The sequence below is a fragment of the Devosia sp. P1_H9 genome (genome assembly GCF_056405135.1).
The window spans coordinates 78,296-99,760 of record NZ_JBFUCQ010000011.1 but is presented as its reverse complement, the minus strand read 5'-3'; the positions used below and the strand labels follow the sequence as shown (position 1 = coordinate 99,760).

General features: G+C 65.8%; 20 protein-coding genes. 13 read left to right on the top strand and 7 right to left on the bottom strand.

Translation table 11 applies throughout. The annotated features are described in order from the left end of the window. A complete protein-coding gene (flgF, locus tag AC1DYL_RS19145) occupies positions 1–738 on the bottom strand; it encodes a flagellar basal-body rod protein FlgF (protein ID WP_477149615.1) in 738 nt (245 codons plus the stop codon). A gap of 276 nt (positions 739–1,014) precedes the next feature. Between flgF and AC1DYL_RS19140 the strand changes: the two genes are divergently transcribed. The 5 genes from AC1DYL_RS19140 to AC1DYL_RS19120 all read left to right on the top strand — a co-directional run bounded on the left by AC1DYL_RS19140 (position 1,015) and on the right by AC1DYL_RS19120 (position 7,587). Further along, positions 1,015–1,506 (top strand): flagellar basal body-associated FliL family protein, encoded by a 492-nt coding sequence (locus AC1DYL_RS19140; RefSeq protein ID WP_477149614.1) that lies wholly within the window; start codon positions 1,015–1,017, stop codon positions 1,504–1,506. Then, entirely contained in the window at positions 1,506–2,663 is a 1,158-nt protein-coding gene (gene fliM / locus AC1DYL_RS19135) for a flagellar motor switch protein FliM (protein WP_477157584.1), read from the top strand. Before AC1DYL_RS19140 ends, fliM begins: the two co-directional genes overlap by 1 nt. Beyond that, positions 2,663–3,094 (top strand): DUF6468 domain-containing protein, encoded by a 432-nt coding sequence (locus AC1DYL_RS19130; protein WP_477149612.1) that lies wholly within the window; start codon positions 2,663–2,665, stop codon positions 3,092–3,094. The genes fliM and AC1DYL_RS19130 overlap by 1 nt, the downstream gene beginning before the upstream one ends. Next, a complete protein-coding gene (locus tag AC1DYL_RS19125; RefSeq protein ID WP_477174389.1) occupies positions 3,094–4,098 on the top strand; it encodes a MotE family protein in 1,005 nt (334 codons plus the stop codon). Before AC1DYL_RS19130 ends, AC1DYL_RS19125 begins: the two co-directional genes overlap by 1 nt. Before the next feature lie 114 nt (positions 4,099–4,212). Then, positions 4,213–7,587: a hypothetical protein gene (locus AC1DYL_RS19120; RefSeq protein ID WP_477174388.1), complete on the top strand. Its 3,375-nt coding sequence runs from the start codon at positions 4,213–4,215 to the stop codon at positions 7,585–7,587. Here AC1DYL_RS19120 and fliP read toward each other — a convergent pair. Together fliP and AC1DYL_RS19110 are read right to left on the bottom strand one after the other, a co-directional pair. After that, positions 7,584–8,378, bottom strand: coding sequence for a flagellar type III secretion system pore protein FliP (fliP, locus tag AC1DYL_RS19115; RefSeq protein WP_477149609.1), 795 nt, complete (start codon positions 8,376–8,378; stop codon positions 7,584–7,586). The genes AC1DYL_RS19120 and fliP overlap by 4 nt on opposite strands. After that, positions 8,329–8,946 (bottom strand): hypothetical protein, encoded by a 618-nt coding sequence (locus tag AC1DYL_RS19110; protein WP_477149608.1) that lies wholly within the window; start codon positions 8,944–8,946, stop codon positions 8,329–8,331. Before AC1DYL_RS19110 ends, fliP begins: the two co-directional genes overlap by 50 nt. Positions 8,947–9,136: 190 nt before the next feature. Here AC1DYL_RS19110 and flgB point away from each other — a divergent pair, with 190 nt between their 5' ends. The 8 genes from flgB to AC1DYL_RS19070 all read left to right on the top strand — a co-directional run bounded on the left by flgB (position 9,137) and on the right by AC1DYL_RS19070 (position 16,393). Further along, entirely contained in the window at positions 9,137–9,535 is a 399-nt protein-coding gene (flgB, locus tag AC1DYL_RS19105; protein ID WP_477149607.1) for a flagellar basal body rod protein FlgB, read from the top strand. A 3-nt stretch (positions 9,536–9,538) separates the two neighbouring features. Continuing rightward, the gene (gene flgC / locus AC1DYL_RS19100; RefSeq protein ID WP_477157587.1) at positions 9,539–9,952 is read left to right on the top strand and encodes a flagellar basal body rod protein FlgC; all 414 of its coding nucleotides are present in this window, start codon (positions 9,539–9,541) and stop codon (positions 9,950–9,952) included. A gap of 23 nt (positions 9,953–9,975) precedes the next feature. Beyond that, positions 9,976–10,302 (top strand): flagellar hook-basal body complex protein FliE, encoded by a 327-nt coding sequence (gene fliE, locus AC1DYL_RS19095; RefSeq protein WP_477149605.1) that lies wholly within the window; start codon positions 9,976–9,978, stop codon positions 10,300–10,302. 29 nt (positions 10,303–10,331) lie between these two features. Then, entirely contained in the window at positions 10,332–10,598 is a 267-nt protein-coding gene (fliQ, locus tag AC1DYL_RS19090; RefSeq protein ID WP_477149604.1) for a flagellar biosynthesis protein FliQ, read from the top strand. A gap of 2 nt (positions 10,599–10,600) precedes the next feature. Continuing rightward, positions 10,601–11,371, top strand: coding sequence for a flagellar biosynthetic protein FliR (fliR, locus tag AC1DYL_RS19085; RefSeq protein ID WP_477174387.1), 771 nt, complete (start codon positions 10,601–10,603; stop codon positions 11,369–11,371). Continuing rightward, on the top strand, positions 11,372–12,460 hold the full coding sequence (gene flhB / locus AC1DYL_RS19080; protein WP_477174386.1) for a flagellar biosynthesis protein FlhB: 1,089 nt from the start codon (positions 11,372–11,374) through the stop codon (positions 12,458–12,460). Positions 12,461–12,606: 146 nt separating this feature from the next. Continuing rightward, the gene (cckA, locus tag AC1DYL_RS19075) at positions 12,607–15,171 is read left to right on the top strand and encodes a cell cycle histidine kinase CckA (protein WP_477174385.1); all 2,565 of its coding nucleotides are present in this window, start codon (positions 12,607–12,609) and stop codon (positions 15,169–15,171) included. A gap of 43 nt (positions 15,172–15,214) precedes the next feature. Further along, positions 15,215–16,393, top strand: coding sequence for a class I SAM-dependent methyltransferase (locus AC1DYL_RS19070; protein ID WP_477174384.1), 1,179 nt, complete (start codon positions 15,215–15,217; stop codon positions 16,391–16,393). Positions 16,394–16,396: 3 nt separating this feature from the next. Here the strand turns inward: AC1DYL_RS19070 and AC1DYL_RS19065 are convergent, their stop codons facing one another. From AC1DYL_RS19065 to AC1DYL_RS19050, 4 genes are all read right to left on the bottom strand, one after another. Further along, on the bottom strand, positions 16,397–16,990 hold the full coding sequence (locus tag AC1DYL_RS19065) for an HAD-IA family hydrolase (protein ID WP_477174404.1): 594 nt from the start codon (positions 16,988–16,990) through the stop codon (positions 16,397–16,399). 23 nt (positions 16,991–17,013) lie between these two features. Further along, positions 17,014–18,060 (bottom strand): aldo/keto reductase, encoded by a 1,047-nt coding sequence (locus tag AC1DYL_RS19060; protein ID WP_477174383.1) that lies wholly within the window; start codon positions 18,058–18,060, stop codon positions 17,014–17,016. 304 nt (positions 18,061–18,364) lie between these two features. Further along, a complete protein-coding gene (locus AC1DYL_RS19055; protein WP_477174382.1) occupies positions 18,365–19,663 on the bottom strand; it encodes an HlyD family type I secretion periplasmic adaptor subunit in 1,299 nt (432 codons plus the stop codon). Continuing rightward, complete coding sequence (locus tag AC1DYL_RS19050) at positions 19,656–21,374, bottom strand: type I secretion system permease/ATPase (protein ID WP_477174381.1); 1,719 nt, start codon at positions 21,372–21,374, stop codon at positions 19,656–19,658. The genes AC1DYL_RS19055 and AC1DYL_RS19050 overlap by 8 nt, the downstream gene beginning before the upstream one ends. Positions 21,375–21,465 lie beyond the last annotated feature (91 nt).

The following is a 21,465-nucleotide window of genomic DNA, read 5'->3' as shown; positions in this document are numbered from 1 at the left end:
TCAGCCGTTGAGGGTGCCGAGTTTCTGGATCGCCGTGCGGCGCTGGTCGTCTTGCTTGGAGATCAGCGAGGCGACGCTCTCGTAGGCGCGCTGCACGCGGATCATCTCGGTCATCTCGCCGACGCCGTTGACATTGGATTTCTCGATCGAGCCCTGCAGGACGCGGGTGGCGGTCGCGTCGATCGGATCGGTGCCCGACCAGAGGTTGCTGCCTTCGCGCTCGGTGGCCTGCGGGTCGGCGAACTCGACGATGCGCAGCCGGCCCTTCTGGCCGGCGCTGGACGAGATCGAGCCGTCTTCGCCGATGGCGATGTCGGTCTCCCCGGCAGCGAACTGGATCGGCCCGCCATTGCCGAGCACCGGGTTGCCGTTGAGATCGACCAGCGTGCCGGTGGCATCGATCGCGAGGGAGCCGGACTTGGTGTAGCGCTCACCCTGGGGGGTCTCGACGGCGAGGAAGCCTTCGCCATCAAGCGCTACGTCCAGCGGATTGTCCGTCTGCACCAGGGCGCCACCGGTCATGTCGTGGATGGTGGTCCAGTCCTCGGTATAGCTCAGCGGCTGGTCGAGGGTCGGGAAGTCGCGGTCCTTGGCGACCGGCATCAGGTATTCCTCGAACAGCAGCTGTTCGGATTTGAAGCCGGTGGTGTTGATGTTGGCGATGTTGTTCGCCACCACGTCCATTTGCCGCTGCAAGGCAATCTGCCGCGACAGGCCGATAAGCTGCGCATTTTCCATGGCGCCAAGTCCCCGTTAAGTCCCCGAGCCGTCCGACCTCCCCAGGCCGTCAGGCTCGCTGTTAACAGTGCAGCAACCATGCCAAGTCGCGATCGTTAGAAAAATCAATGAGTTAGACTGAAAGCTAGCTCGGCAAAGCGCGCCGCCCGGCACGACGTGTGGCAAAAACTGCCCGGCAATTTGTGCCGCCTCGGGTCACTTCGTAACTAATCGTTAACCCTCGGGCGATTAGCTCGATCCTGACCGGAATCGTTCGGTGGGGCAGGGGTTTGGGGCATGGCGGCTGAAGCCGATATCGAGGGTGGCGAAGTCGCCGCTCCCGTAAAGAAGAAGCTTCCCATCATGCTGATCGCCATGATCGTGGCGGCGGCGGTGCTGCTGGGTGGCGGTGCGGCTACGTACTTCCTGCTGTTCTCGGCCCCCAAGGATGCCAGCGCCGAGGCGCACCTCGCGGCCGTGCCCGAGACCTTCATCTTCAACCTGCCCACCATGACGGTGAATCTGCGCGGTGACGGCGAGCGTGAGCAGTTCATGAAGCTCACCGTGGCGCTCGAAGTCGCCAATGAAGAGGTGATGACCGAGATCCAGCCGCGCATGGCCAAGGTGGTCGACGCTTTCCAGGTGTACCTGCGCGAACTGCGCAAGAGCGATCTCGAAGGCTCGGCCGGCATCTACCGGCTGAAGGAAGAGCTGCGCCGGCGCGTCAACATCGCAATCTTCCCGGCGCAGGTCGACTCGATCCTCTTCAAGGAAATCCTGGTGCAGTAATGGCCGGACCGGGCGAGCAGGACAAACTCACCGACGACTGGGGCCTCGACGGCGGCAGTTCGGCTGCGACGCCTGCTGCAGGCGGCGAGGACGAACTGGGCGCAGAGTGGGCGGCCATGCTCGAGAACGAGGGCGATGCCGGCGCGGCCGATCGCGTCCTGAACCAGGACGAGATCGACAGCCTGCTCGGTTTCGATCCCAATGCCGGCGGCGGCGCCGAACTCACCGGCGTGCAGGCGCTGATCAACTCGGCTCTGGTCAGCTACGAACGTCTGCCGATGCTCGAAATCGTCTTTGACCGGCTGGTCCGGCTGGCGACGACCTCGCTCCGCAACTTCACCTCAGACAATGTCGAAGTCGCGCTCGACTCGATCTCCTCGGTGCGCTTCGGCGACTATCTCAACTCCATCCCGCTGCCCGCGATCCTCTCGGTGATCAAGGCGGAGGAATGGGAGAACTATGGCCTGCTCACCGTCGACTCGGCGCTGATCTACTCGATGATCGACGTGCTGCTCGGCGGTCGACGGGTCGGCGGCGCCATCCGCGTCGAGGGCCGGCCGTACACCACCATCGAGATGGCGCTGGCCCGCCGGATGATCGAGGTGATCCTCGAAGACACGCACCGCGCCTTCGAGCCGGTGACCGAGGTGAACTTCAAGGTCGAGCGGCTGGAGACCAATCCGCGCTTCGCAGCTATCTCGCGCCCGGCCAATGCGGCGATCCTGATCGAACTGCGCATCGAGATGGACGATCGCGGCGGCAAGATCGAAATCCTCTTGCCCTACGCGACGATCGAGCCGATCCGCGAGCAGTTGCTGCAGATGTATATGGGCGAGAAGTTCGGCCGCGATCCGATCTGGGAAGGCCACCTCGCCACCGAGATATTTGCTGCCGACGTCGAGGTCGACGCGATCCTCCACGAAATGGACCTGCCGCTGAGCCGGGTGCTGACGATGCAGCCGGGCGACACGGTGATGTTCGATCGTACGCCCTCCGACCCGATCGGTCTGCGCTGCGGCGATGTCGAGCTCACCGAAGCGATCATGGGGCATATCGGCAACCACGTGTCGGTGCGCGTGTCGCGCCCGCTCAACGGGCCGAAGGTAACGATGGCGGCCTTCGAGGCCATCGATGAAAACAAACGGGAGGGGCGCTGATGTTCGGTTTGCCACTGGGTCTCGTGATCGAAACGCTGGTCACGATTTTGCTGGCTACGACAATCGGATATTGCGTGATCCTCAACCAGCGCCTCAAGCGGCTGCACTCCGATCGCGGCGAGCTCAAGCAAATGGTCGCCGACCTGGTGCAGGCCACCGGTCTCGCCAACGCAGCGATCCAGGAGCTGAAGCACACAGCGCAGGAGGCCGAGACGGTGCTCGAAAGCCGGTTGGGCGAGGCGGAGCGGTTCGGGGTCGAACTCGCCAACCATGTCAGTGCCGGCCAGCAGATCATGGACCGGCTGGCCCGCATCACAAGCGCCGCGCGTGGCACCCAGCCGTTCGACGATCGCCTCGATGAACCCAACAAGGTGCAGTCGGCGCTGCAGCAACTCTCGATGCGTCCCCGGATCAGGGGCAACGCAGCCTGATGAAGACGCCGCGCCTGCTCCCGGTCGTCATAGCTGCCGCCACCGCGCTCCTGCTCTTCAAGGGCATCGGGCTGGTGACCACTGGCGGCTATGTGCTGACCGGCACGGGCAGCGCGATTGCAGCTGGCGGTGCTGGCGGTGGGCACAGCGGTGGCGCGGCAACGGCAGAAGCCGGCACCGATCCGACGATGGCGCTGCCAGCCGACGCCACGATGGCCGATACCAGCCCGACGCTCGACGACGGTGCGCCGGTGCTGCCATTGGGCCCCGAGGATGCGGCTGAGGGCGGCGCTCACGGAACCGAAGCAGCTGTCGCCGAAGCCGCTGAAGAGCCCGCTGCTGCGGACCATGCCGCGGCCCCCGTGGAAGTCGCCTGTCCGCCGGACGCTCCCGCCGAACCTGCCGGCCAGGAACCGCCCGCGGAAGCCGCCCCGGCGGCCGATGCCGGCGCCGTCGAATGCCCACCCGCCGCCGCGGTCAACGAGCACGGCGACGCCCTGCCGATGGAGGTGGACAGCGCCGGCGTGATGGCACCGATGGCGGTCGATGCCGGTAGCGAGGCCGACCTGCTGGGCCGGCTCGGCGAACGCCGCGATGCTCTCGACTCGCGCGAAAAGGAACTCGATATGCGCATGGCGCTGGTCGAGGCCGCCGAGAAGCGGCTGGACGAGCGCACCGCCACGCTCAAGGCCATCGAGGCCAAGATCAATGCCTTGGTCGACGAGAAGAAGTCTGCTGAGAAGGAGCAGTTCACCAGCATCGTCGCCATGTACGAGACGATGAAGCCCAAGGAAGCGGCGACCATCTTCAACCAGCTCGATATGCCGGTGCTGCTGCGCGTTGCGCGCGCCATGAACCCGCGCAAGATGGCGCCGATCCTCGCCCGCATGGATCCGATGAAGGCGAAAAGCCTGACGTCCGGCCTGGCCCTCGAGGAGGCCGAGCCGACCCTCGACGTCGCGGCCGAAGACCTCAACAGCCTGCCGCAGATCGTCGGGCAGTAACTCCCGCTGAAGCCACGATTTCTCCGCGTTTCTGACGGTGCCGGTTAGGCCCCCGTTAAGCCCACCTGCCTATGCTCGCCGCACCAGAAGAGTGTAGGGCGGGCAGAAGCCGGCATGACATCACGGGTCGCATATCGGCGAGGGACGCTTGCGTTCCCGTGGCGCTGGGTTGCGCTGGCGCTCTTGATCGCCTGCAGCCTGTGGCCCAGCCTCGCATCGGCGCAGGAAAAGGCGCAGATTTTCGCCACGCCCGAAAAGGGTTTTGGCCGGCTGATCATCGCCTTCCCCGACCGGATGGATCTGCCCAAGTACAAGGTCAAGTACGAGAACGGCGTGCTTGCCATAGAGTTCGAGCAGCCGATCAGCATCCTGCTCCCCGACATCTCGCTCGCCATGCCCGAATACGCGACGATTGCGCGGGTCGATCCGGACCAGCGCGGCATCCGCATCGGACTGCGTACCACCTTCAACATCAACCGCATGGATGCCGGCGAGAAGCTCTATATCGACCTGCTTCCCACCAATTGGGTCGGCCTCCCGCCGTCGTTGCCGCCCGAAGTGGTCGCGGCGCTTGCGGATCGTTCGCAGCGCGCCGCTCTGCTTGCCGAGCAGAAGCGCAAGGAAGAAGAGGCTAAGGCGTTGAAGCCGGTGGCCTCCGTGCGAGTCGGGCGCAACCCGACTTTCCTCCGCATTCAGTTCGACTGGAATGTCGATGCCAAGGCCAAGTTTGCGCTGAAGGGGACCAAAGGTTCCCTTGGCTTCGACTGGCCGGTGCCTATCGATCTCTACGCGTTGAAGGCCGACCTGCCGGCGGAATTCAAGGGAGCGACCAACGCCGTCAGCCCCGCCGGCTCTGTGGTCGATTTCGCGGTCGCCGAGGGCGTGGTGCCGCGCTTCTATCAGTTGTCGCCACGCCAGTTCGTCATCGACGTGGATATCGCTCCGGCCGAAGGGCTGAAGGCAGCCCTCGCCGCCGAGGAGAAGGCCAAGCAGGCGCGCCTCGATCTCGAGGTGGCCGCCGCCGAGCAGGAGGAGCGGCGCGCCGCGCGGCTCGGGCTCGAGACCGGCAAGGACGATACGACCGATTTCTATCCCACCACCCGTGGCGTGGTGACGCCGTCGGTGACGACGGTGGGCAATACCGTCCGCGTCGCCTTCCCGTTCGATGCCGATACCCCGGCGGCGGTGTTCCGCCGCGGCGACACAGTGTGGATGGTCTTCGACACCCCGCAGTCCGTCGTTGCCCCGCCGCCTTCCGATGCGCTGTCGAGTATCGCCACGAGCGTCGAGACGGTCAGCGCTGGTGAAACCAAGGTGGTCCGCATGGACCTTGCGGTCGACCGGCTGGCGACGCTGGGATCAGAGGGCAGGGCCTGGGTGCTGTCGCTTGGCGACGCGCTGCTCAGCGCTACCGAGCCGATGACGCTCGACCGCGAGCGCGACGAGGAAGGCCGGTTCGAGATGACCGCCGACATCGAGCGCCCGGGCAAGGTGCACGTGCTGCGCGACCCCGTGGTCGGCGACACACTCCGCGTCGTCACCGTCATGCCGCCGGCCCGTGGCCTGACCCGCAACCTGCAGTTCGTCGATTTCGATGCGCTGCGCTCGGCCCATGGGCTGGTGATCAAGCCGCGCAACGACGATCTCGACGTCGAGATCGAAGAGAAGGTGGCGGTGATCTCCGCCAAATCCGGCCTGACGCTCTCGGCGCTCGAAGCCTCGCGCAAGCTCGACGCCGGCAATTCCCCGGAGTTCCGCCAGAGCTACCTCGATCTCGGCGTCTGGCGGGAGGACAACCCGGAAAAGTTCACCGCCCGCAAGGAAGAGACCATGGCCCGGGCCGCGGGCGCCGAAGGCCGCCTCAGGGATGTGGCGCGGCTTGACCTCGCGCAACTCTACATCGGCAACGATCTCTCCTACGAGGCCATCGGTGTGCTCGGCGTCCTCGACGCGGAGTTGAAGAGCGAAGACCTGCGCAAGAAGACCAAGCTGGTGCGCGCCATTGCCGATACGCTGGCCGGACGCTGGCGCGACGCTTTGTCCGCGCTCAATAGTGGCACTTTCCCCGAAGAGAGCGATGCCCTGCTGTGGCGCGCCATCGCCCGTACGGACGCGGGCGATTTCCGCGGTGCGCGGCTCGATGCGCTGGCCGCCGAAGGCATCGCCGACACCTATCCGTCCTGGGTGCAGATCAAGTTCCTGTTCGCGGCGCTGCGGGCGGCGGTCGAGACCAACGATACGCCGATGGCGCTGCGGCTGGTCGCGGAGGTCGATTTCCCGATGCTCGACCCGGAGCAGGTCAGCTATTTCCAGCTCATGCAGGGTCGGGTTGCCGAGCTCGAAGGACACGACCAGGACGCCGTCGACACTTATGGCCAAGTGATCGCCTACGACTTCCGGCCCACCCGAGCCGAGGCCGTCTACCGGACGCTGTTGCTGCTGCGCAAGGAGGGCAAGGTCGACCTCGCCAAGGCCACCGACACGCTCTCCGCCGAAGCTCTGATGTGGCGGGGCACGGCGCTCGAAGCCGACATGCAGAAGCTCCTGGCCGAACTCTACTTCGCCAACCGCGATTATCGCGACGGCTTCGACGCGGTGAAGCAGGCTGCCGCCAGTTTCCCCGAAAGCGCCTCGACCGACACGTTGCTCAGCGAGGCCCAGTCGACCTTCGAGGATCTGTACCTCAACGGCGCGGCCGATACCCTCAGCGATCTCGATGCGCTGTCGCTCTACTACGATTTCCGCCAGCTCACGCCGCCCGGTGCGCGCGGCGACGAGATGATCCGCAACCTTGCCCGGCGGCTGGTGAAAGTCGACCTGTTGACGCAGGCGGCGGACCTGCTCGAATACCAGATCGACAGCCGCCTCACCGGGGTGGCGCAGGCGCAGGTCGCGGCCGACCTGGCGCTGATCCGCATCGCCGACCGCAACCCCGAGAGCGCGCTCCGGGTGCTCAACCGCACCCGTCTCGCCGACCTGCCGCCGCAGCTCGAGCGCCAGCGGCGCATCCTCGAATCCCGCGCGCTGATCGATGCCGGCCGGCAGGAGCTGGCGCTCGACCTGATCTCCAAGCTCGACGGCAAGGACGCCGACATCCTGCGCGTCGACGGCTACTGGAAGTCGAAGAACTACGCCATGGCGTCCGAGCTGCTGGAAGTGCTGAACGCGCCGGCTCCCGGGGTCACGCAACTGCCGCAGCCGGCCCGCATGAGCGTGGTCAAGGCTGCCGTCGGTTTCGTCCTTGCCGGGGATGAGCTCGGCCTGTCGCGCATTCGCTCGAAGTTCGCCGAGCAGATGGCGAACTCGGCCGAGTGGCCGCTGTTCGAATACGTCACCCGCGACATCGCCCCGCAGTCGGTGGAGTTCCGCAAGGTGGCGCGCGAGGTGGCGAGCGCAGATTCACTCGATGCGTTCCTCGCCTCGTACCGCGAGCTCTACGGCAGCGCGGAGACCATGGTGCCCGAAAAGTCGGCGCCCGGAGCGGCCTAGGTACTGACGAAGCTGCGGATCAGCGAGCCGGCGACGAGGTGCCAGCCGTCGACTAGCACGAAGAAGATCAGCTTGAACGGCAGTGAGATCACCACCGGCGGCAGCATCATCATGCCCATCGACATCAGCACCGACGCCACCACCATGTCGATGATGACGAAGGGCAGGAACAACAGGAACCCGATCTCGAAGGCGCGCCGCAACTCGGAGATCATGAAGGCCGGGATTAGCACCTGCAGCGGGATCGCGGCGCTGTCGGCGGGCGGGGGTGTCGACGACATGTCGAAGAATAGCTGCAGGTCGGCGGGCCGGACGTTCGCGGCCATGAAGTCGTGCACCGGCCCCGAAGCCCTGGTGAAGGCCTCCTCGATGGGGATGGTGCCTGCAACCAGCGGCGCGATGCCGTTGTCGTAGCTCTGCTGCAGCGTCGGCCCCATCACGAAGATGGTAAGAAACAGCGCCAGGCTGACCATCACCGAGTTGGGTGGCGCGCTCTGCAATCCGATGGCGGTCCGCAGCAGCGACAGCACCACGACGATGCGGGTGAAGCTCGTCACCATCACCAGGATCGATGGCGCCAGCGACAGCAGGGTGATCAGCCCGACGAGCTGGACCGCTCGTTCGGTGATCGTCGCGTCGTTGCCGAAATCGATCGAGATGTCCTGCCCGAAGGCAAAACCCGGGAGGATCAGAGCTGCGAAAAATGCGACGAGCGTGAGGACGCGCCGAAGCGCCGGGCGGTTACCGGGTTTCCGCCTTGGGTTCGTCCCCGAGATTGCGTTGAGCGCCAAGCGCAGCCCGCCCGTTGTCCATGCCTGCGGGCGTTGTAGCTGAGTCGGCTTTACCGCGGCCGGAGTTATCCCCAGTCATCGGCGGCATCGGAATCACCGCGGGCTCCATGGTGCTCACGGGGCGCAGCAGGCCGGTATGGCGCAGCGAGGTCGATTTGCGCGCCCCGCCGGGGCGGACGAACTCGCGCAGCTTCTCGATCTCGGACTTGGTGAGCGTGGGGGTGGGCGGTGGCGGCATTTCGAGATGCGCCGGCCGATGCGCCGGCATGGGCGGGCGCTCAACCGGGATGCCGGTTTCGACGACGACATCCTGCGGTCCGCCGGTCAGGATCAGGTGCTCGACATTGTCGCGGCGCACGATCAGCAACTGCCGCTTGGCGTCGACCTGCATGTGGTCGATGACGCTGAGCCGCCGGTTGCGGCCGCGGCCGACCACGGTACCCGTACGGGTGACGAGCTTCAGGGCCCACAGGCCGAGGACGATCAGCACCAGGACGATGCCCAGCGCTAGCACCGACGTAACGATCGTTCCCCCCGATTCCCCGAGCAAACTCGTCATGAACTGCATGGTGCCGACTCCCTGTCCGCTCGGGGTGGCCATCCGAACGCAAATCAGTGGAACTTCTTGCCGAGTAATGCGCCAAGATTATGCAAAATGCGAGACATCTGGCCGTGAAGAAGCTCGTGGTTAATGTCTCGTTAACGTCTGGTAGGCAGGATTTGCCCAGTTCTTAAGGGGATTCCGGACCCACCTCACCATGAAATTAGGACTGCTCGACGCCATCAGCGAAAAGATGCGGTGGCACCAGGCGCGCCAGAGCCTGCTCGCCGAAAATGTCGCCAATGCCGACACGCCCGGTTACCGCGGTCGCGACCTCAAGGCCTATGGCTTCGAGGAGCACATGAAGAACCTGTCGACGACAAAGATCGCGACCGTGGCGACCCAGCCCGGTCACATCTCGGTCGCCGGCACCGACTCGGACGGGTTCGGTGCCCGCTCGATGAACAGCTTCGAGATCACCCCCGAAGGCAACGGCGTCACGCTCGAGGACGAGATGATGAAGGTTGCCGGCAACCAGATGGACTACCAGGCGATCACCGCGCTCTATACGCGCTCGGTCAAGCTCATCAAAACCGCCCTCGGCAAGCAGGCCTAAGCGATGAACGACTTTCTCTCGTCCCTGAAGATCGCGGCGACGGGCCTCCACGCCCAGACGGCCCGCATGCGGGTCATCGCCGAAAACCTCGCCAACGCGGATTCTGCCGGCAAGACGCCGGGCGAGGACCCCTACCGGCGCAAGATCCCGACCTTCAAGGCGGTGATGGACAACGAGCTCGGCGCCACCAAGGTCGAGATCGGCCGCATCGCCTACGACCAGTCCGACTTCACCTCACGCTACGAGCCCGGCCACCCGGCCGCCGACGCCACCGGCTATGTCCGCTATCCCAACGTCAACTCGCTGATCGAGACGATGGACATGCGCGAGGCGCAGCGCAGCTACGAGGCCAACCTCAACGTCGTTACCGTCACCCGGCAGATGCTGGGTTCCACCCTCGATATCCTGCGCGGCTGACGCGCCTTTCCGGAGCCTCCCAGATGGCCATTCCAATCAACGCCGCCACGGCTGCCTATTCGAACGCGGCCAAGCTCATGGGGCAGGGCGGCAAGCCACAGCTGCTCAACCAGGTCGCCGACCTGGGGGGCGGGCAGGACTTCGCCAAGATGCTCGGCCAGGCCGTGCAGGGCGTGGTCGATAGCGGCAAGGTCGCCGACACCAAGGCGATGGAGATGGTCAACGGCAAGGGCGACATGGTCGACGTGGTTACCGCCATCAGCCAGACCGAACTCGCCATGGACACCATGGTCACGGTCCGCGACCGGGTGATCTCGGCTTATGAGGAAATCATGCGGATGCCGATCTGACGGTTCGCGACTCGCGGTAGGAGTAGCGAATGACCGGCGCCACAGTTCTCGATCTCGCCCGTGAGGGCATCTGGGTGATGATCCTCGTTGCCGCACCGATGATGATCGTCGGGCTGGTCGTGGGCGTGGTCATTGCGCTGTTCCAGGCGCTGACCCAGATCCAGGAAATGACGCTGGTGTTCGTGCCCAAGATCCTCGCGATCTTCGTCACCATGCTCCTGGCGCTGCCCTTCATGGGCGCGATCCTCAGCGGCTACATGACCAAGCTCGCCGACATGATCATCGCCGGCAGCTGACGATGATCTCGCTCAACTGGCTGCCGGAAACGGCCTATTTCTACCTGCTGATCTTCGCCCGCGTCGGCGCCATGCTGATGCTGATCCCGGCGCTCGGCGAAACCGCCATCCCGGCTCGCATGCGACTGGGCTTCGCGCTGGCTATGTCGGCGGTGCTCTATCCGCTGATCTCGGCCCAACTGCCGGGGTTGCCGACCAATCTGCCCGAAATCGTCGTGGTGGTGATGCACGAGATCGCCGTCGGGCTGATCCTCGGCGCCATCGCGCGGCTCGCCGTGTCCGGTACGCAGACTGCCGGCGCCGTCATCGCTTCCTCGTCGGGCCTCTCGGTGGCACAGGCCGCCGATCCCACCAATGGCGGCATGCAGGGGGCGCTGATCGGCGCGTTGCTCAGCTTCCTCGGCGTCACGCTGATCTTTGCTACCGACCTCCATCACGTGGCTCTGTCGGCCATCCATGACAGCTACATGATCTTCACCCCCAAGGAGCCGCTGATGTTCGGTGACGCGGCGCAAACGGTCGTCGATACCGTCGCGGGCGCCTTCGTCATCGGGGTACAGATGTCAGCGCCGTTCATCGTCTTCGGGCTGGTGTTCAACCTGGGCATGGGCATCCTCAGCCGGCTGATGCCGCAGCTACAGGTGTTCTTCATCGCCATGCCGGCGACCGTCGGCGTCGGGCTGATCCTCATGGCGCTGCTGCTGACCATGATGATGGGCCTCTACCTGATGCATTTCGAGGGCGTGCTCGCCATGCTGCGCGGCGTTCGCTAGATGAGCGACGAGGCCCCGGAACAGTCATCAAAAACCGAAGATCCTTCGGAAAAGAAGCTACGCGACGCCCACGAGAAGGGCGACGTGGTCAAGAGCCAGGAGGTCAACAACTGGTTCATCCTGTCGGGTTCCGCCTTGGTCTTCGCCATGATGGCGGGGCCGACCAGCGCCAGCCTCGTCGAGACCCTCAAGGTGCTGCTCGGCAACGCCGAGAAGTTCGAGGTCGGCAGCCAGGCGCTTGCGTCGTTCTGGGGGAACCTCTCGGGCTCGATCCTGATGGTGGCGATCCTGCCGTCGATCGTCATCGCGGCTTTCGGCATAACCGCCAACCTGATCCAGCACCGGCCGCTGCTCTCGCTCGATCCGCTGAAGCCGAAATTCTCCAAGATCAACCCGCTCGAGGGCGCCAAGCGCCTGTTCTCGACCGAAGCGCTGGTCAACTTCGTCAAGGGCCTGATCAAGCTGGCTGTGGTCTCGGCTGTCCTGTGGTTCGTGCTGGCGCCCAAGATCGACAGCCTCGAGATGATGATCCAGCTCGAGCCGGCGATGATCGCCGCCGAGTTCATGGACCTGAGCCTCAACATCTTCGGCGCCGTGCTGGCGGTGGTCACCATCGTTGCCATCGCCGACTACGTCTACCAGCGGACGCGCTGGTGGAACCGGCTGAAGATGACTGTCCAGGAGACGCGCGACGAATACAAGCAGCAGGAAGGCGACCCCAAGGTCAAAGGCCGCATCCGGCAGGTCCGCATGGAGCGCAGCCGCAAGCGCATGATGGCCGCCGTGCCGCAGGCGACGGTGGTGATCACCAACCCGACCCACTTCGCGGTGGCGCTGAAATACGACAGCGACATGGCCGCTCCGCAATGTGTGGCCAAGGGAGCCGACGCCGTCGCCTTCCGCATTCGCGAACTGGCCAAGGAACACGACGTCCCGATCGTGGAGAACCCGCCGCTCGCTCGCGCCCTCTACGCTTCGATGGACATCGACGACACCATCCCCGCCGAACACTTCAAGGCCGTCGCCGAAGTCATCGGCTTCGTGCTGCGGCTGAAGCGGGGCAAGGGCGGTTGGAAGCCGGCGAGCTAGCCGCAAGCGAGTTGCTTGAGCATCCTCCACAAATCTGCCCTGCGCATCGGGGATAACACCTTTGTCGCTACCCAACCGACTTGTGGCTTTGCTAGACCTTGAGAAGGCCGATTCGGCGCGTTTTTCCCCGGGGCACCACCAAGCGCATGGCACCTCTGCCGCTCGACGAGGATAACTATCCCAACCCGCTGATGAACCGCGGCCGCAGCAGTGCCGGGTTGTGGCGCGTCGTCGCGCTCGCGGCGTTCTTCATCGCCGGCGCCATCCTCTTGGCGACGATGGGCGATCGCATTCCCGCCGACCTGATCCTGGTGTTCCTCGGGCTGCTCGCTGTCGTCGGCGTCTTCTGCCTGTTCGCCATCGCGGCGGGCCTGTTCCGCTTCTCGGCCAGCGAGGACACCCAGACCCTCAGCCGCGCCGTGGTCGACAGCCTGCCGTTCGGCGCGCTGGTCACCGATCGCGAAGGCAAGATCAGCTACGTCAACGCCCATTACGGCGAGTTCGCCGGCGGCCTCACCGACGGCGTTCCCGTCTCGGTGCCCCGGCTGTTCGCAGGCGAGCCGGAAGCGTCGGAGGCGGTCTATCGGCTTGCACGCGCCGCTCGAGACGGCCGCCCAGCAATCGAGGATATCCGCATCATCGGCGGCCTGGGTGGCTCGGTCGGCGGCTCGACCAAGCCATTCTGGTACCGCGTCGGCGTCCGCGCACTGCCGACCATCGACGAGGGCGGCAAACCGCTGGTGCTGTGGACCGTGGAGGATATCACCCGCGACCGCGAGCGGCAGGACAACGCCTTCCTCGAGCTGCAGCGCGCCATCGACTATCTCGACCACGCCCCGGCCGGCTTCTTCTCCGCCGACGCCAAGGGCAGGGTGCAGTACCTCAACTCGACGCTGGCCGATTGGCTCGGCTACGACCTCGCGGAGTTCGAATCCACCGCCATCCGGCTCGACGACATCGTGCGCGGCGACGGCGCAAGCCTGTTGATGCGCGGCCGCTCGGATGGCGAAATCCGCACCGAGATCATCGATATCGACCTCGTCCGCCGCAACGGCACCAGCTTCCCGGTACGCCTGATGCATCGCGCCGCCCGCCTCGCCGATGGCGAACTGGGCGAGACCCGCACCCTGGTGCTCGATCGCCGTCAGGGCGCCGACAAGGAAGAAGCCCTCCGCGCCTCGGAAGTGCGCTTCTCGCGCTTTTTCAACGATACGCCCTTCGCCATCGCGACGCTGGACAAATCCGGCCGTATCATCCGCACCAACGCGCCGTTCAGCCGTATCTTCGACTGGTCGGGCAACGACAAATCCATCGACATGGAGCCGATGGCCGACCTCATCGCCGAGGGCAGCCGCGAGGCCTTCGCCAAGGCGGTGAACGCCGCGCTGGCCAGCCGCTCCGAGATCGAGCCGGTCGATGCGACGCTCACCCGCGGCAGCGACCACGCCGTGCGCCTCTACGTCTCCAGCTCCGAGGAAGCCGAAGGCGCTGCCGAGCGGATCAATGTGTACGCGCTCGACATGAGTGAGCAGCGCAAGCTCGAGGCGCAGTTCGCGCAGGGCCAGAAGATGCAGGCCGTCGGCCAGCTCGCCGGCGGCGTCGCGCATGACTTCAACAACGTGCTGACCGCCATCATCGGCTTCACCGACCTGCTACTGCTGAAGCATAAACCAGGCGACCCGTCCTTCGCCGACCTGATGTCGATCAAGAACAGCGCCAACCGGGCCGCCGGGCTGACGCGCCAGCTGCTGGCGTTCTCGCGCCGCCAGACGCTGCGGCCGCAGGTGCTGGAAGTGCCGGGCCACCTCGACGACCTGACGGTGCTGCTGAAGCGCCTGATCGGCGAACAGATCACCCTCGACGTCGAGCACTCTGCCGCTGTCTGGCCAGTGAAGGCCGACCTGGTGCAGCTTGAGCAGGTGGTGGTCAATCTCGTGGTCAACGCCCGCGACGCCATGCCGAACGGCGGTGCCATCACGCTGCGCACCCGCAACGTCACCGAGCAGGAAGCGCAGGGCTTCACCTATACCGGCATGCCGCCGGCCGATTACGTGCTGATCGAGGTGGAAGACACCGGCACCGGCATGCCGCCGGAAATCCTCGAGAAGATCTTCGAGCCGTTCTTCTCCACCAAGGAACTCGGCAAGGGCACCGGCCTCGGCCTTTCGACGGTGTATGGCATCGTCAAGCAGTCGTCGGGCTTCATCTACACCGACTCCGTAGTCGGCAAGGGCACCACCTTCCGCATCTTCCTGCCGCGCTACATCCCCAACGAGGGCGAGACGCCGGTCAAGCAGGTGGTAGCGCAGGTCAAGGACCTCACCGGCCACGAGCGCATCCTGATCGTCGAGGACGAGGACAGCGTCCGCGCCTTCTCCGCCCGCGCGCTTCGCACTACCGGCTATGAGGTGTTCGAGGCCGATTCCGGCGACGAGGCGCTCGATGTGCTGGAGGAGCTCGACTACAAGATCGACCTGATGATCTCGGACGTGGTGATGCCCGAGATGGACGGCCCGACGCTGCTCACCAAGGTGCGCGAGCGGATGCCTGAGCTGAAGGTGATCTTCGTTTCAGGCTATGCCGAGGAGAATGTCCGGCAGGACATTGCCGACAACCAGAGCGTCGAGTTCCTGCCCAAGCCGTACTCGCTCGACCAGATCAACACCAAGGTCAAGGACGTGCTCGGCAAGGTGGAGCAGGGGCAGGAGTAGCTCCGCGGTAGCGTTTTCGTCCGGCTCGGCCTATATGCCGGTGATGGATACCAGCCTCCCCAAGATCGACCAGTTCCTCGCCGCCCTCGAAAGCGCCGTCGCCGATGGCAGCTTCGTGCGCCTGGCGTTGCGCCTGCCGTTCGGCGCCGACGAGACGCTGAAGAGCGTCGACATCAAGCCCGCGACCATTCGCGGCGACATCAAGCTCAGCTTCACCTTTCACCACCAGACCCGCGACCTGACGCAGAACCATCCGCCTACCGGCGCGATCGGCCAGCTCAAGCGGCTGATGGAAAAGGACTTTCACCAGGCCTTCCTGTTCACCACGGCGTTCGACCTGCAGTTCGACAGGCAGGGTAAGTCGCCCCGCCTGAAGCAGACCGAGGCGACCAGCAAGGCCCCCGCCTCGCTCGCGCACGACCGCGCCAAGGCCCGCCCGATCCCCGCCGCGGGCAAGGCTTGGCTGACCGAACTGGGCGTCACCGGTGCCGATGGCATGGTGCTGAAGGCGGCCGGCGACAAGTTCCGGCAGATCAACCGCTATGTCGAAATCCTTGGTCCGTTGTTGACGGCGATTCCGGCTGAGCGGTTGAAACGGGTGGTCGATATGGGGGCCGGGAAGGGGTACCTGACCTTCGCGGTGGCTGACTACCTGGCCCAGAAATCCATGGCTTCGACCGCGGTGGTTGGCGTCGAATTCCGCGACGATCTCGTGAAATTCTGTAACGAGACTGCTCGAGCTACCGGCGTGGGCAATCTCAGCTTCGAGCAAGGCACCATCGAGAACTTCGACTCCGCCGGAGCCGACGTTCTCATCGCGCTCCACGCCTGTGACACCGCCACGGACGACGCCATCGCAAAGGGCATCTCCGCCGGCTCGGAGCTGATCGTCGTCGCCCCGTGCTGCCACAAGCAGATCCGCCGCGAGATGGAGACTTCGAACCACGGCAACGCGCTCGATTTCGTCACCCGCCACGGCATCTTTCTCGAGCGCCAGGCCGAGATGGTCACCGACGCCATGCGCGCCATGATCCTCGAGCACTTCGGCTACTCGACCAAGGTGTTCGAGTTCATCTCGGACGTGCATACGCCCAAGAACGTGCTGATCGTGGCGACCAAGACGAGACGCGGCAAGGATGCTGCGCCGCTCAGGAAACTCGCGGACGCCAAGGATTTCTTTGGTATCCGCCGACACTACCTCGAGGATGCTGTGGGGCTCTAGGCCTCAGCCCAGATACGGCGCCAAAGCCTCGGCCAGCGGCTGCTCGTTGGTCCAGTGCACAGCGGACCAGCCTCGCTGCCGAGCCCCCTCGACATTGGCGAGGGTGTCGTCGACGAGCACGATGTCGGTCGGGTCCGCGCCCGCAATATCCGCGGCCTGGTCGAAGAACTCTGCGGCCGGTTTCCGGCAACCCAAGGCCGCCGAGTAGATGATGCCGTCGACGTGCTCGCCGAGGCCCACCTTCTGCATCAGGTAATCAGCGCGCATGTGCTCCTGGTTGGTGGCGAGAAACACCGGCACACCTCGCTGCCGATACTGCTTCACCGCGGCGAGTACAGCCACATCGACCCGCGAGTCGTTCTCGAACCAGTAGGCGATCAACCTCGAGACCGAGACCTTGGGAGCGATCTCCATCAGGACTGGCGCCAGCCGCTCGGTCAGTCCTTCGCGTCCGGTGACGATGGCCTCCCAGAACGGCGTGAAGAACACCTCCCTCAGCCTGTCGGGCGACAGGCCGAGATCCGTTTCCAGCTCGGCGAACAGATGCCTGCCATCCGTCGGGCGGCCGCTGACCAGCACGCCGTCGACGTCCATCATCAGCACCTTGGCCGGCGCGGCCACTAGGCGATGCGGCCATCGGGCAGCGGCGTACCCGGATCAACCAGTTTCTGGTCGGCCAAGCCGTCCCAGAAGGCGGCGGGGATGGCGGTGTTCCACCACTTGAGGATGCCGTCGAGCTCGGCTGGGGATTTCGGGCCGGTCAGCACCGAGACGACCGTCGGGTGAGCGACGCCGAACTGGAGGGCGGCGGCCCCTAGCGGGATCTTGTGGGCGTCGCAGAGGGCGGTGAGCGCCTTCACCTTCTCGACGATATGAGGCGGCGCTTCCTGGTAGCGGCCGGTGTCGGGTCCCCAAATGTTGAGGCCCGCAAGGATGCCGGCGGCGAAGGGGCCTGCCGCGATCACCGACGTCCCGCGCTCGGCGCAGGTGGGGAACAGCGTCTCGAGGGGGGATTGCTCGAGCAGGTTGTAGCGGTTGGCGAGCAGGAACACGTCCCAGTCGCCGATGTCGAAGGACTGCAGCAGGATCGGCACTTCGTTGACCCCGAGGCCGATGGCCTTGATGTCGCCGTTGCGACGCAGCTCGTCGAGCGCCCGGTAGCCGCCGCCAGCCAGGTCGGCCCAGTGCTTCTTGTAGCCCTCTTCGCCGTGCGATTTCGTGCCGATATCGTGGACCAGCAGGATTTCGACATGGCCCAGGCCCAGCCGCTGCAGGCTGTCCTCGTAGGAGCGCATCACGGCGTCATAGGTGTAGTCGTAGGCGATCTCGAACGGGAACGGATAGGTCCAACCGCGCGGCACCGACCGCGTCGCTTCCGAGCGCACCGGCCGCAGCATGCGGCCGACCTTCGTGGAGATCGCGACGTCATCGTGCCGGTAGCGCAGGGCATCGCCCATCAGGTGCTCGGAACGCCCGTCTCCATAGTGGGGAGCAGTGTCGTAGTAGCCGATGCCGGCATCGAGCGCGGCTGAGACCAGGGCGCGCGCCTGCTCGTCGGGAACTTCGTTGCCCATCATGCCGGCGAGCGTCGCGCCGCCAAGGCCCAGTTCGGTGATTTCGAGGCTGGTGCGACCGACCTGGCGCGTCTTGAAACTCGTGGCACTCATATACTGCTCTACTCCCTGGCCCAACGGCGGCGGACACTGACATGTTAGTGGCATCGGGTAAACCAGCCAAAGGGCTTAGGGCAAGGGGGAACCTTTCCATCAGTCGGGTTCTCCCCCTTGGCGGGGAGAGTGCGATTTCTTGGGCTTAGCCGTTTGGCTAAGCCTTAGAAATCGCAAGAGAGGGGGTGCGGAGCTTGTGTACCCTCCGCCAACCCCCTCTCTTGCGAAAACTAAGGACTTAGCTGCGCTAAGCTCAAGTTTTCGCTTTCTCCCCCGCCAAGGGGGAGATGAGGCGCGATGCTCCTCAGTCCTCCCGAAAGGCATGGCTCAGTTGCGCCGCCAGGGGCCCCAGCAGGTACGACAGCACCGTGCGGTCCGCGGTGCGCAAAAACGCCTCCGCCGGCATGCCGGGCACCAGGTGTTGCTGGTGCGGCAGGCGGGCCAGTTCGGATTCCGCAAGCTTCAGGCGGATCGAGAAATAGGCGACGCCCGTTGTCGGGTCGCGCGACAGATCGGGGGAAATGGATTCGACGCTGGCGGCGAGTTCCGGCGTCGTCCGCGCGTCCAGCCCGACCAGCCGCACCGATGCCGCCTGGCCCACCGTCAGCTTGTCGACATCGAGCGGCGAGACGCGCGCCTCCAGCGCGAGGCGGTCGGAGCGCGGCACCACCTGCATCAGCGTCTCGCCCGCCGACACCACGCCGCCCACCGTGCGGACGATCGACTCGTGCACGATGCCGGCCTGCGGCGCCCGGATCTCGAGCTTCGCCAGCCGGTCCTCGGCGGCGATCTTCTGCTGCAGCAGCTCGGCGATCTGCAGGCCGACGTTGCGCAGGTCTTCCAGCACGCCTGCGCGGAAGGTGGCGGTGTTTTCGGCGATCTTGGCGCGGCTGCCGGCAATGGCGGTTCGCGCCGAAGCGATCTCGGCGGTGAGGTTGCCCGCCTCGCCTTCGAGCCGCGCCAACTCGCGCTTCGAGCTGTTCAGCCGGCTCGCCTCGACGAGGCCGTCCTTGAACAGCGTCTCGGAGTCGCCGACTTCATCGGAGAGGATGGCGACCTGCCGGGCAACCGCGGCCTGCTGCGCCTCCAGCCCGACGATCTGCTCGCCGAGCTGCCCGATCTGCTCCTCGAGTTGCGTGGCGAGCCCGGCCTGCGCATCGGCACGGCTCTGGCGCAGTCCCTCCTGCGCGGCGAGCAGTTGGTCGAGGGTCGCGCGATCCGGCCAGCTATCGAGGCTGGCGGGAAGCGTCAGGTGGTCGTTACCAATACTCTCGGCGGTCAGCCGCGCTTCCAGGGCAAAGGCGGCGCTCAACTGCGAGACGATCACCGCGAGGTTGGCGGAGACCGTCGTGCTGTCGAGCTGCAGCAACAGCTGTCCCGCGGTCACCGGGTCGCCGTCCTTCACCAGGATCGCCGCCACCACGCCGCCTTCGGGATGCTGCACGCGCTTGGTACCTTCAAGCGGCACCACGGTGCCCTGCGCGATTACCGCGCCGGCGATCTCGGTGGTGCCGGCCCAACCGCCAAGCGCGCCGATGAACAGCGCGATGGCGCCGAGGCCGGCAAGGGCGTGGCGCCGGAGGCTGCGGATCGGGTCAGCCATGGACCCGCACCTCCTCGATGCGTGGGGCAGGGGCGGTGACCTGCCGCAGCACTTCGTCCTTGCTGCCGAAGGCGCTCTGCCGCCCATTCACCACGTAGATCAGCTTGTCGCAGACGGCGATGGCGCTCGGCCGGTGGGCGATGACGATCACCACCGCACCCCGATGCTTGGCCGCCGTGAGTGCATTGGTCAGGGCGGTGTCGCCGGCGAAATCGAGATTGGCGTTCGGCTCGTCCAGCACCAGGAGGAAGGGATCGCCGTAGAGTGCCCGGGCGAGGCCGATGCGCTGGCGCTGGCCAGCGGAAAGAGCCGCGCCGCGAGCCCCGATACGGGTGTCGTAGCCATCGGGCAGGCCGGTGATCAGTTCGTGCACACCGGCAAGCCGCGCCGCCTTCAGCACGCCGTCGCTGTCGGTATCCGGCCGGAACCGGGCGATGTTCTCGGCAACGCTCCCGTCGAACAGCCCCACGCTCTGCGGCAGGTAACCGATCCGCCGGCCAATCTGCATCGGTTCGTAGTGGGCCAGTTCCGAGCCATCGAGCCGCACCTCGCCCTGCAGCACCGGCCAGATGCCGACCAATCCACGCGCCAGCGAGGTCTTGCCCGAACCGGAAAGGCCGAGCACGCCCATCGCCTCACCTGCCGCGAGGGTGAAGTTGACGCCGGAGATGAGGGGAGGCCCCTGCAACACTGGTCCAGTGGCGAACTGGCGGACCTGCAGGGTGAATTGGGGGTCGGGCAGGCTCAGGCGGGGCGCTTCCGCCGGCTGCGCCGCCAGCAGCACTTCTGTCCGCTGCAAGGCCTGACGGGCGGCTGCGAGGCCACGCCATTGCGCGACCACCTGTTCAACCGGCGCCAGGGCTCGCGAGGTGACGATCGAGGCAGCGATCATCAGCCCCGCCGAAAGCTCGCCGCGGATCACGAGGTAGGCGCCCAGAGCTAGTACGGCCGATTGCAGTAGAAAGCGGAACGATTTCGTTACCGATGAGTAGAGCGCGCCGACATCGCCGGCCCGGTTTTGCACCGCCGACAGCGCCTCTGACCGGGTCCGCCAACGCTCCGTTACGTCGTCGAGCATGCCCATGGCGAACACGGGTTCGGCGTTGGCGCGGGCATCTTCGCCCAGCGACTGGCGCCGGGTCAGCGCCGCCGCCGTTTCGGCCGTTGGCCGTCCGGAGAGCCGCTCGTTGATCACCAGCAGCGTGGTCGCCACCAACGCGCCGCCCGTCGCCAGCCAGCCCAATGCAGGGTGGAACAGGAAGACGATCAGCAGGTAGACCGGTAGCCACGGCAAATCGAACAACGCCAGCGGACCGGACCCGCCGACGTACTGCCGGATGCTATCGAGATCGCGCACGGCATCGGGGCGCGCTACGCCCAGCGGTGTCAGTCCGGCTCGTAGCGAGGCGCGAAACACATCGGGGGCCACCGAGGCCTCCAGTGCGCCGGCAAAGCGCGAGGCCATGCGCGAGCGCAAGAGGTCCAGCAGGGCGAGGAAGGCGTAGACCCCGGCGACCAGCGCAAACAGCGCCACCAGCGTCGGCACGGAGCGGCTGGCCAGCACGCGGTCATAGACCTGCAGCATGAACAGCGGGCCGGTCAGCACCAGGAGGTTGGTGCAGAGGCTGACGATGCCGAGCGCCAGCAGCGGGAACCCGGTGCGCCTCAGGAGGGCGCGGACGACGCTTTCGCGCCGGGCGCCGTTCGACATTTCGATACCTCGTCGCTGCCCGGTTGGGCGAGTGCCGTGGAGTCTCTGTGCCCGGGAGCCATGCATGAACCGGCGCCCTCGGATAGCAGCC

Coding starts and splice junctions, on each gene's coding strand:
- flhB (WP_477174386.1), top strand. CDS start 11,372: ATGAGCGACGAGGCCCCGGAACAGTCATCAAAAACCGAAGATCCTTCG.
- AC1DYL_RS19055 (WP_477174382.1), bottom strand. CDS start 19,663: ATGGCTGACCCGATCCGCAGCCTCCGGCGCCACGCCCTTGCCGGCCTC.
- cckA (WP_477174385.1), top strand. CDS start 12,607: ATGGCACCTCTGCCGCTCGACGAGGATAACTATCCCAACCCGCTGATG.
- AC1DYL_RS19070 (WP_477174384.1), top strand. CDS start 15,215: ATGGATACCAGCCTCCCCAAGATCGACCAGTTCCTCGCCGCCCTCGAA.
- AC1DYL_RS19110 (WP_477149608.1), bottom strand. CDS start 8,946: ATGCAGTTCATGACGAGTTTGCTCGGGGAATCGGGGGGAACGATCGTT.
- flgF (WP_477149615.1), bottom strand. CDS start 738: ATGGAAAATGCGCAGCTTATCGGCCTGTCGCGGCAGATTGCCTTGCAG.
- fliQ (WP_477149604.1), top strand. CDS start 10,332: ATGACCGGCGCCACAGTTCTCGATCTCGCCCGTGAGGGCATCTGGGTG.
- AC1DYL_RS19125 (WP_477174389.1), top strand. CDS start 3,094: ATGAAGACGCCGCGCCTGCTCCCGGTCGTCATAGCTGCCGCCACCGCG.
- AC1DYL_RS19120 (WP_477174388.1), top strand. CDS start 4,213: ATGACATCACGGGTCGCATATCGGCGAGGGACGCTTGCGTTCCCGTGG.
- flgB (WP_477149607.1), top strand. CDS start 9,137: ATGAAATTAGGACTGCTCGACGCCATCAGCGAAAAGATGCGGTGGCAC.
- AC1DYL_RS19130 (WP_477149612.1), top strand. CDS start 2,663: ATGTTCGGTTTGCCACTGGGTCTCGTGATCGAAACGCTGGTCACGATT.
- fliR (WP_477174387.1), top strand. CDS start 10,601: ATGATCTCGCTCAACTGGCTGCCGGAAACGGCCTATTTCTACCTGCTG.
- AC1DYL_RS19060 (WP_477174383.1), bottom strand. CDS start 18,060: ATGAGTGCCACGAGTTTCAAGACGCGCCAGGTCGGTCGCACCAGCCTC.
- fliE (WP_477149605.1), top strand. CDS start 9,976: ATGGCCATTCCAATCAACGCCGCCACGGCTGCCTATTCGAACGCGGCC.
- AC1DYL_RS19065 (WP_477174404.1), bottom strand. CDS start 16,990: ATGATGGACGTCGACGGCGTGCTGGTCAGCGGCCGCCCGACGGATGGC.
- fliM (WP_477157584.1), top strand. CDS start 1,506: ATGGCCGGACCGGGCGAGCAGGACAAACTCACCGACGACTGGGGCCTC.
- AC1DYL_RS19140 (WP_477149614.1), top strand. CDS start 1,015: ATGGCGGCTGAAGCCGATATCGAGGGTGGCGAAGTCGCCGCTCCCGTA.
- flgC (WP_477157587.1), top strand. CDS start 9,539: ATGAACGACTTTCTCTCGTCCCTGAAGATCGCGGCGACGGGCCTCCAC.
- AC1DYL_RS19050 (WP_477174381.1), bottom strand. CDS start 21,374: ATGTCGAACGGCGCCCGGCGCGAAAGCGTCGTCCGCGCCCTCCTGAGG.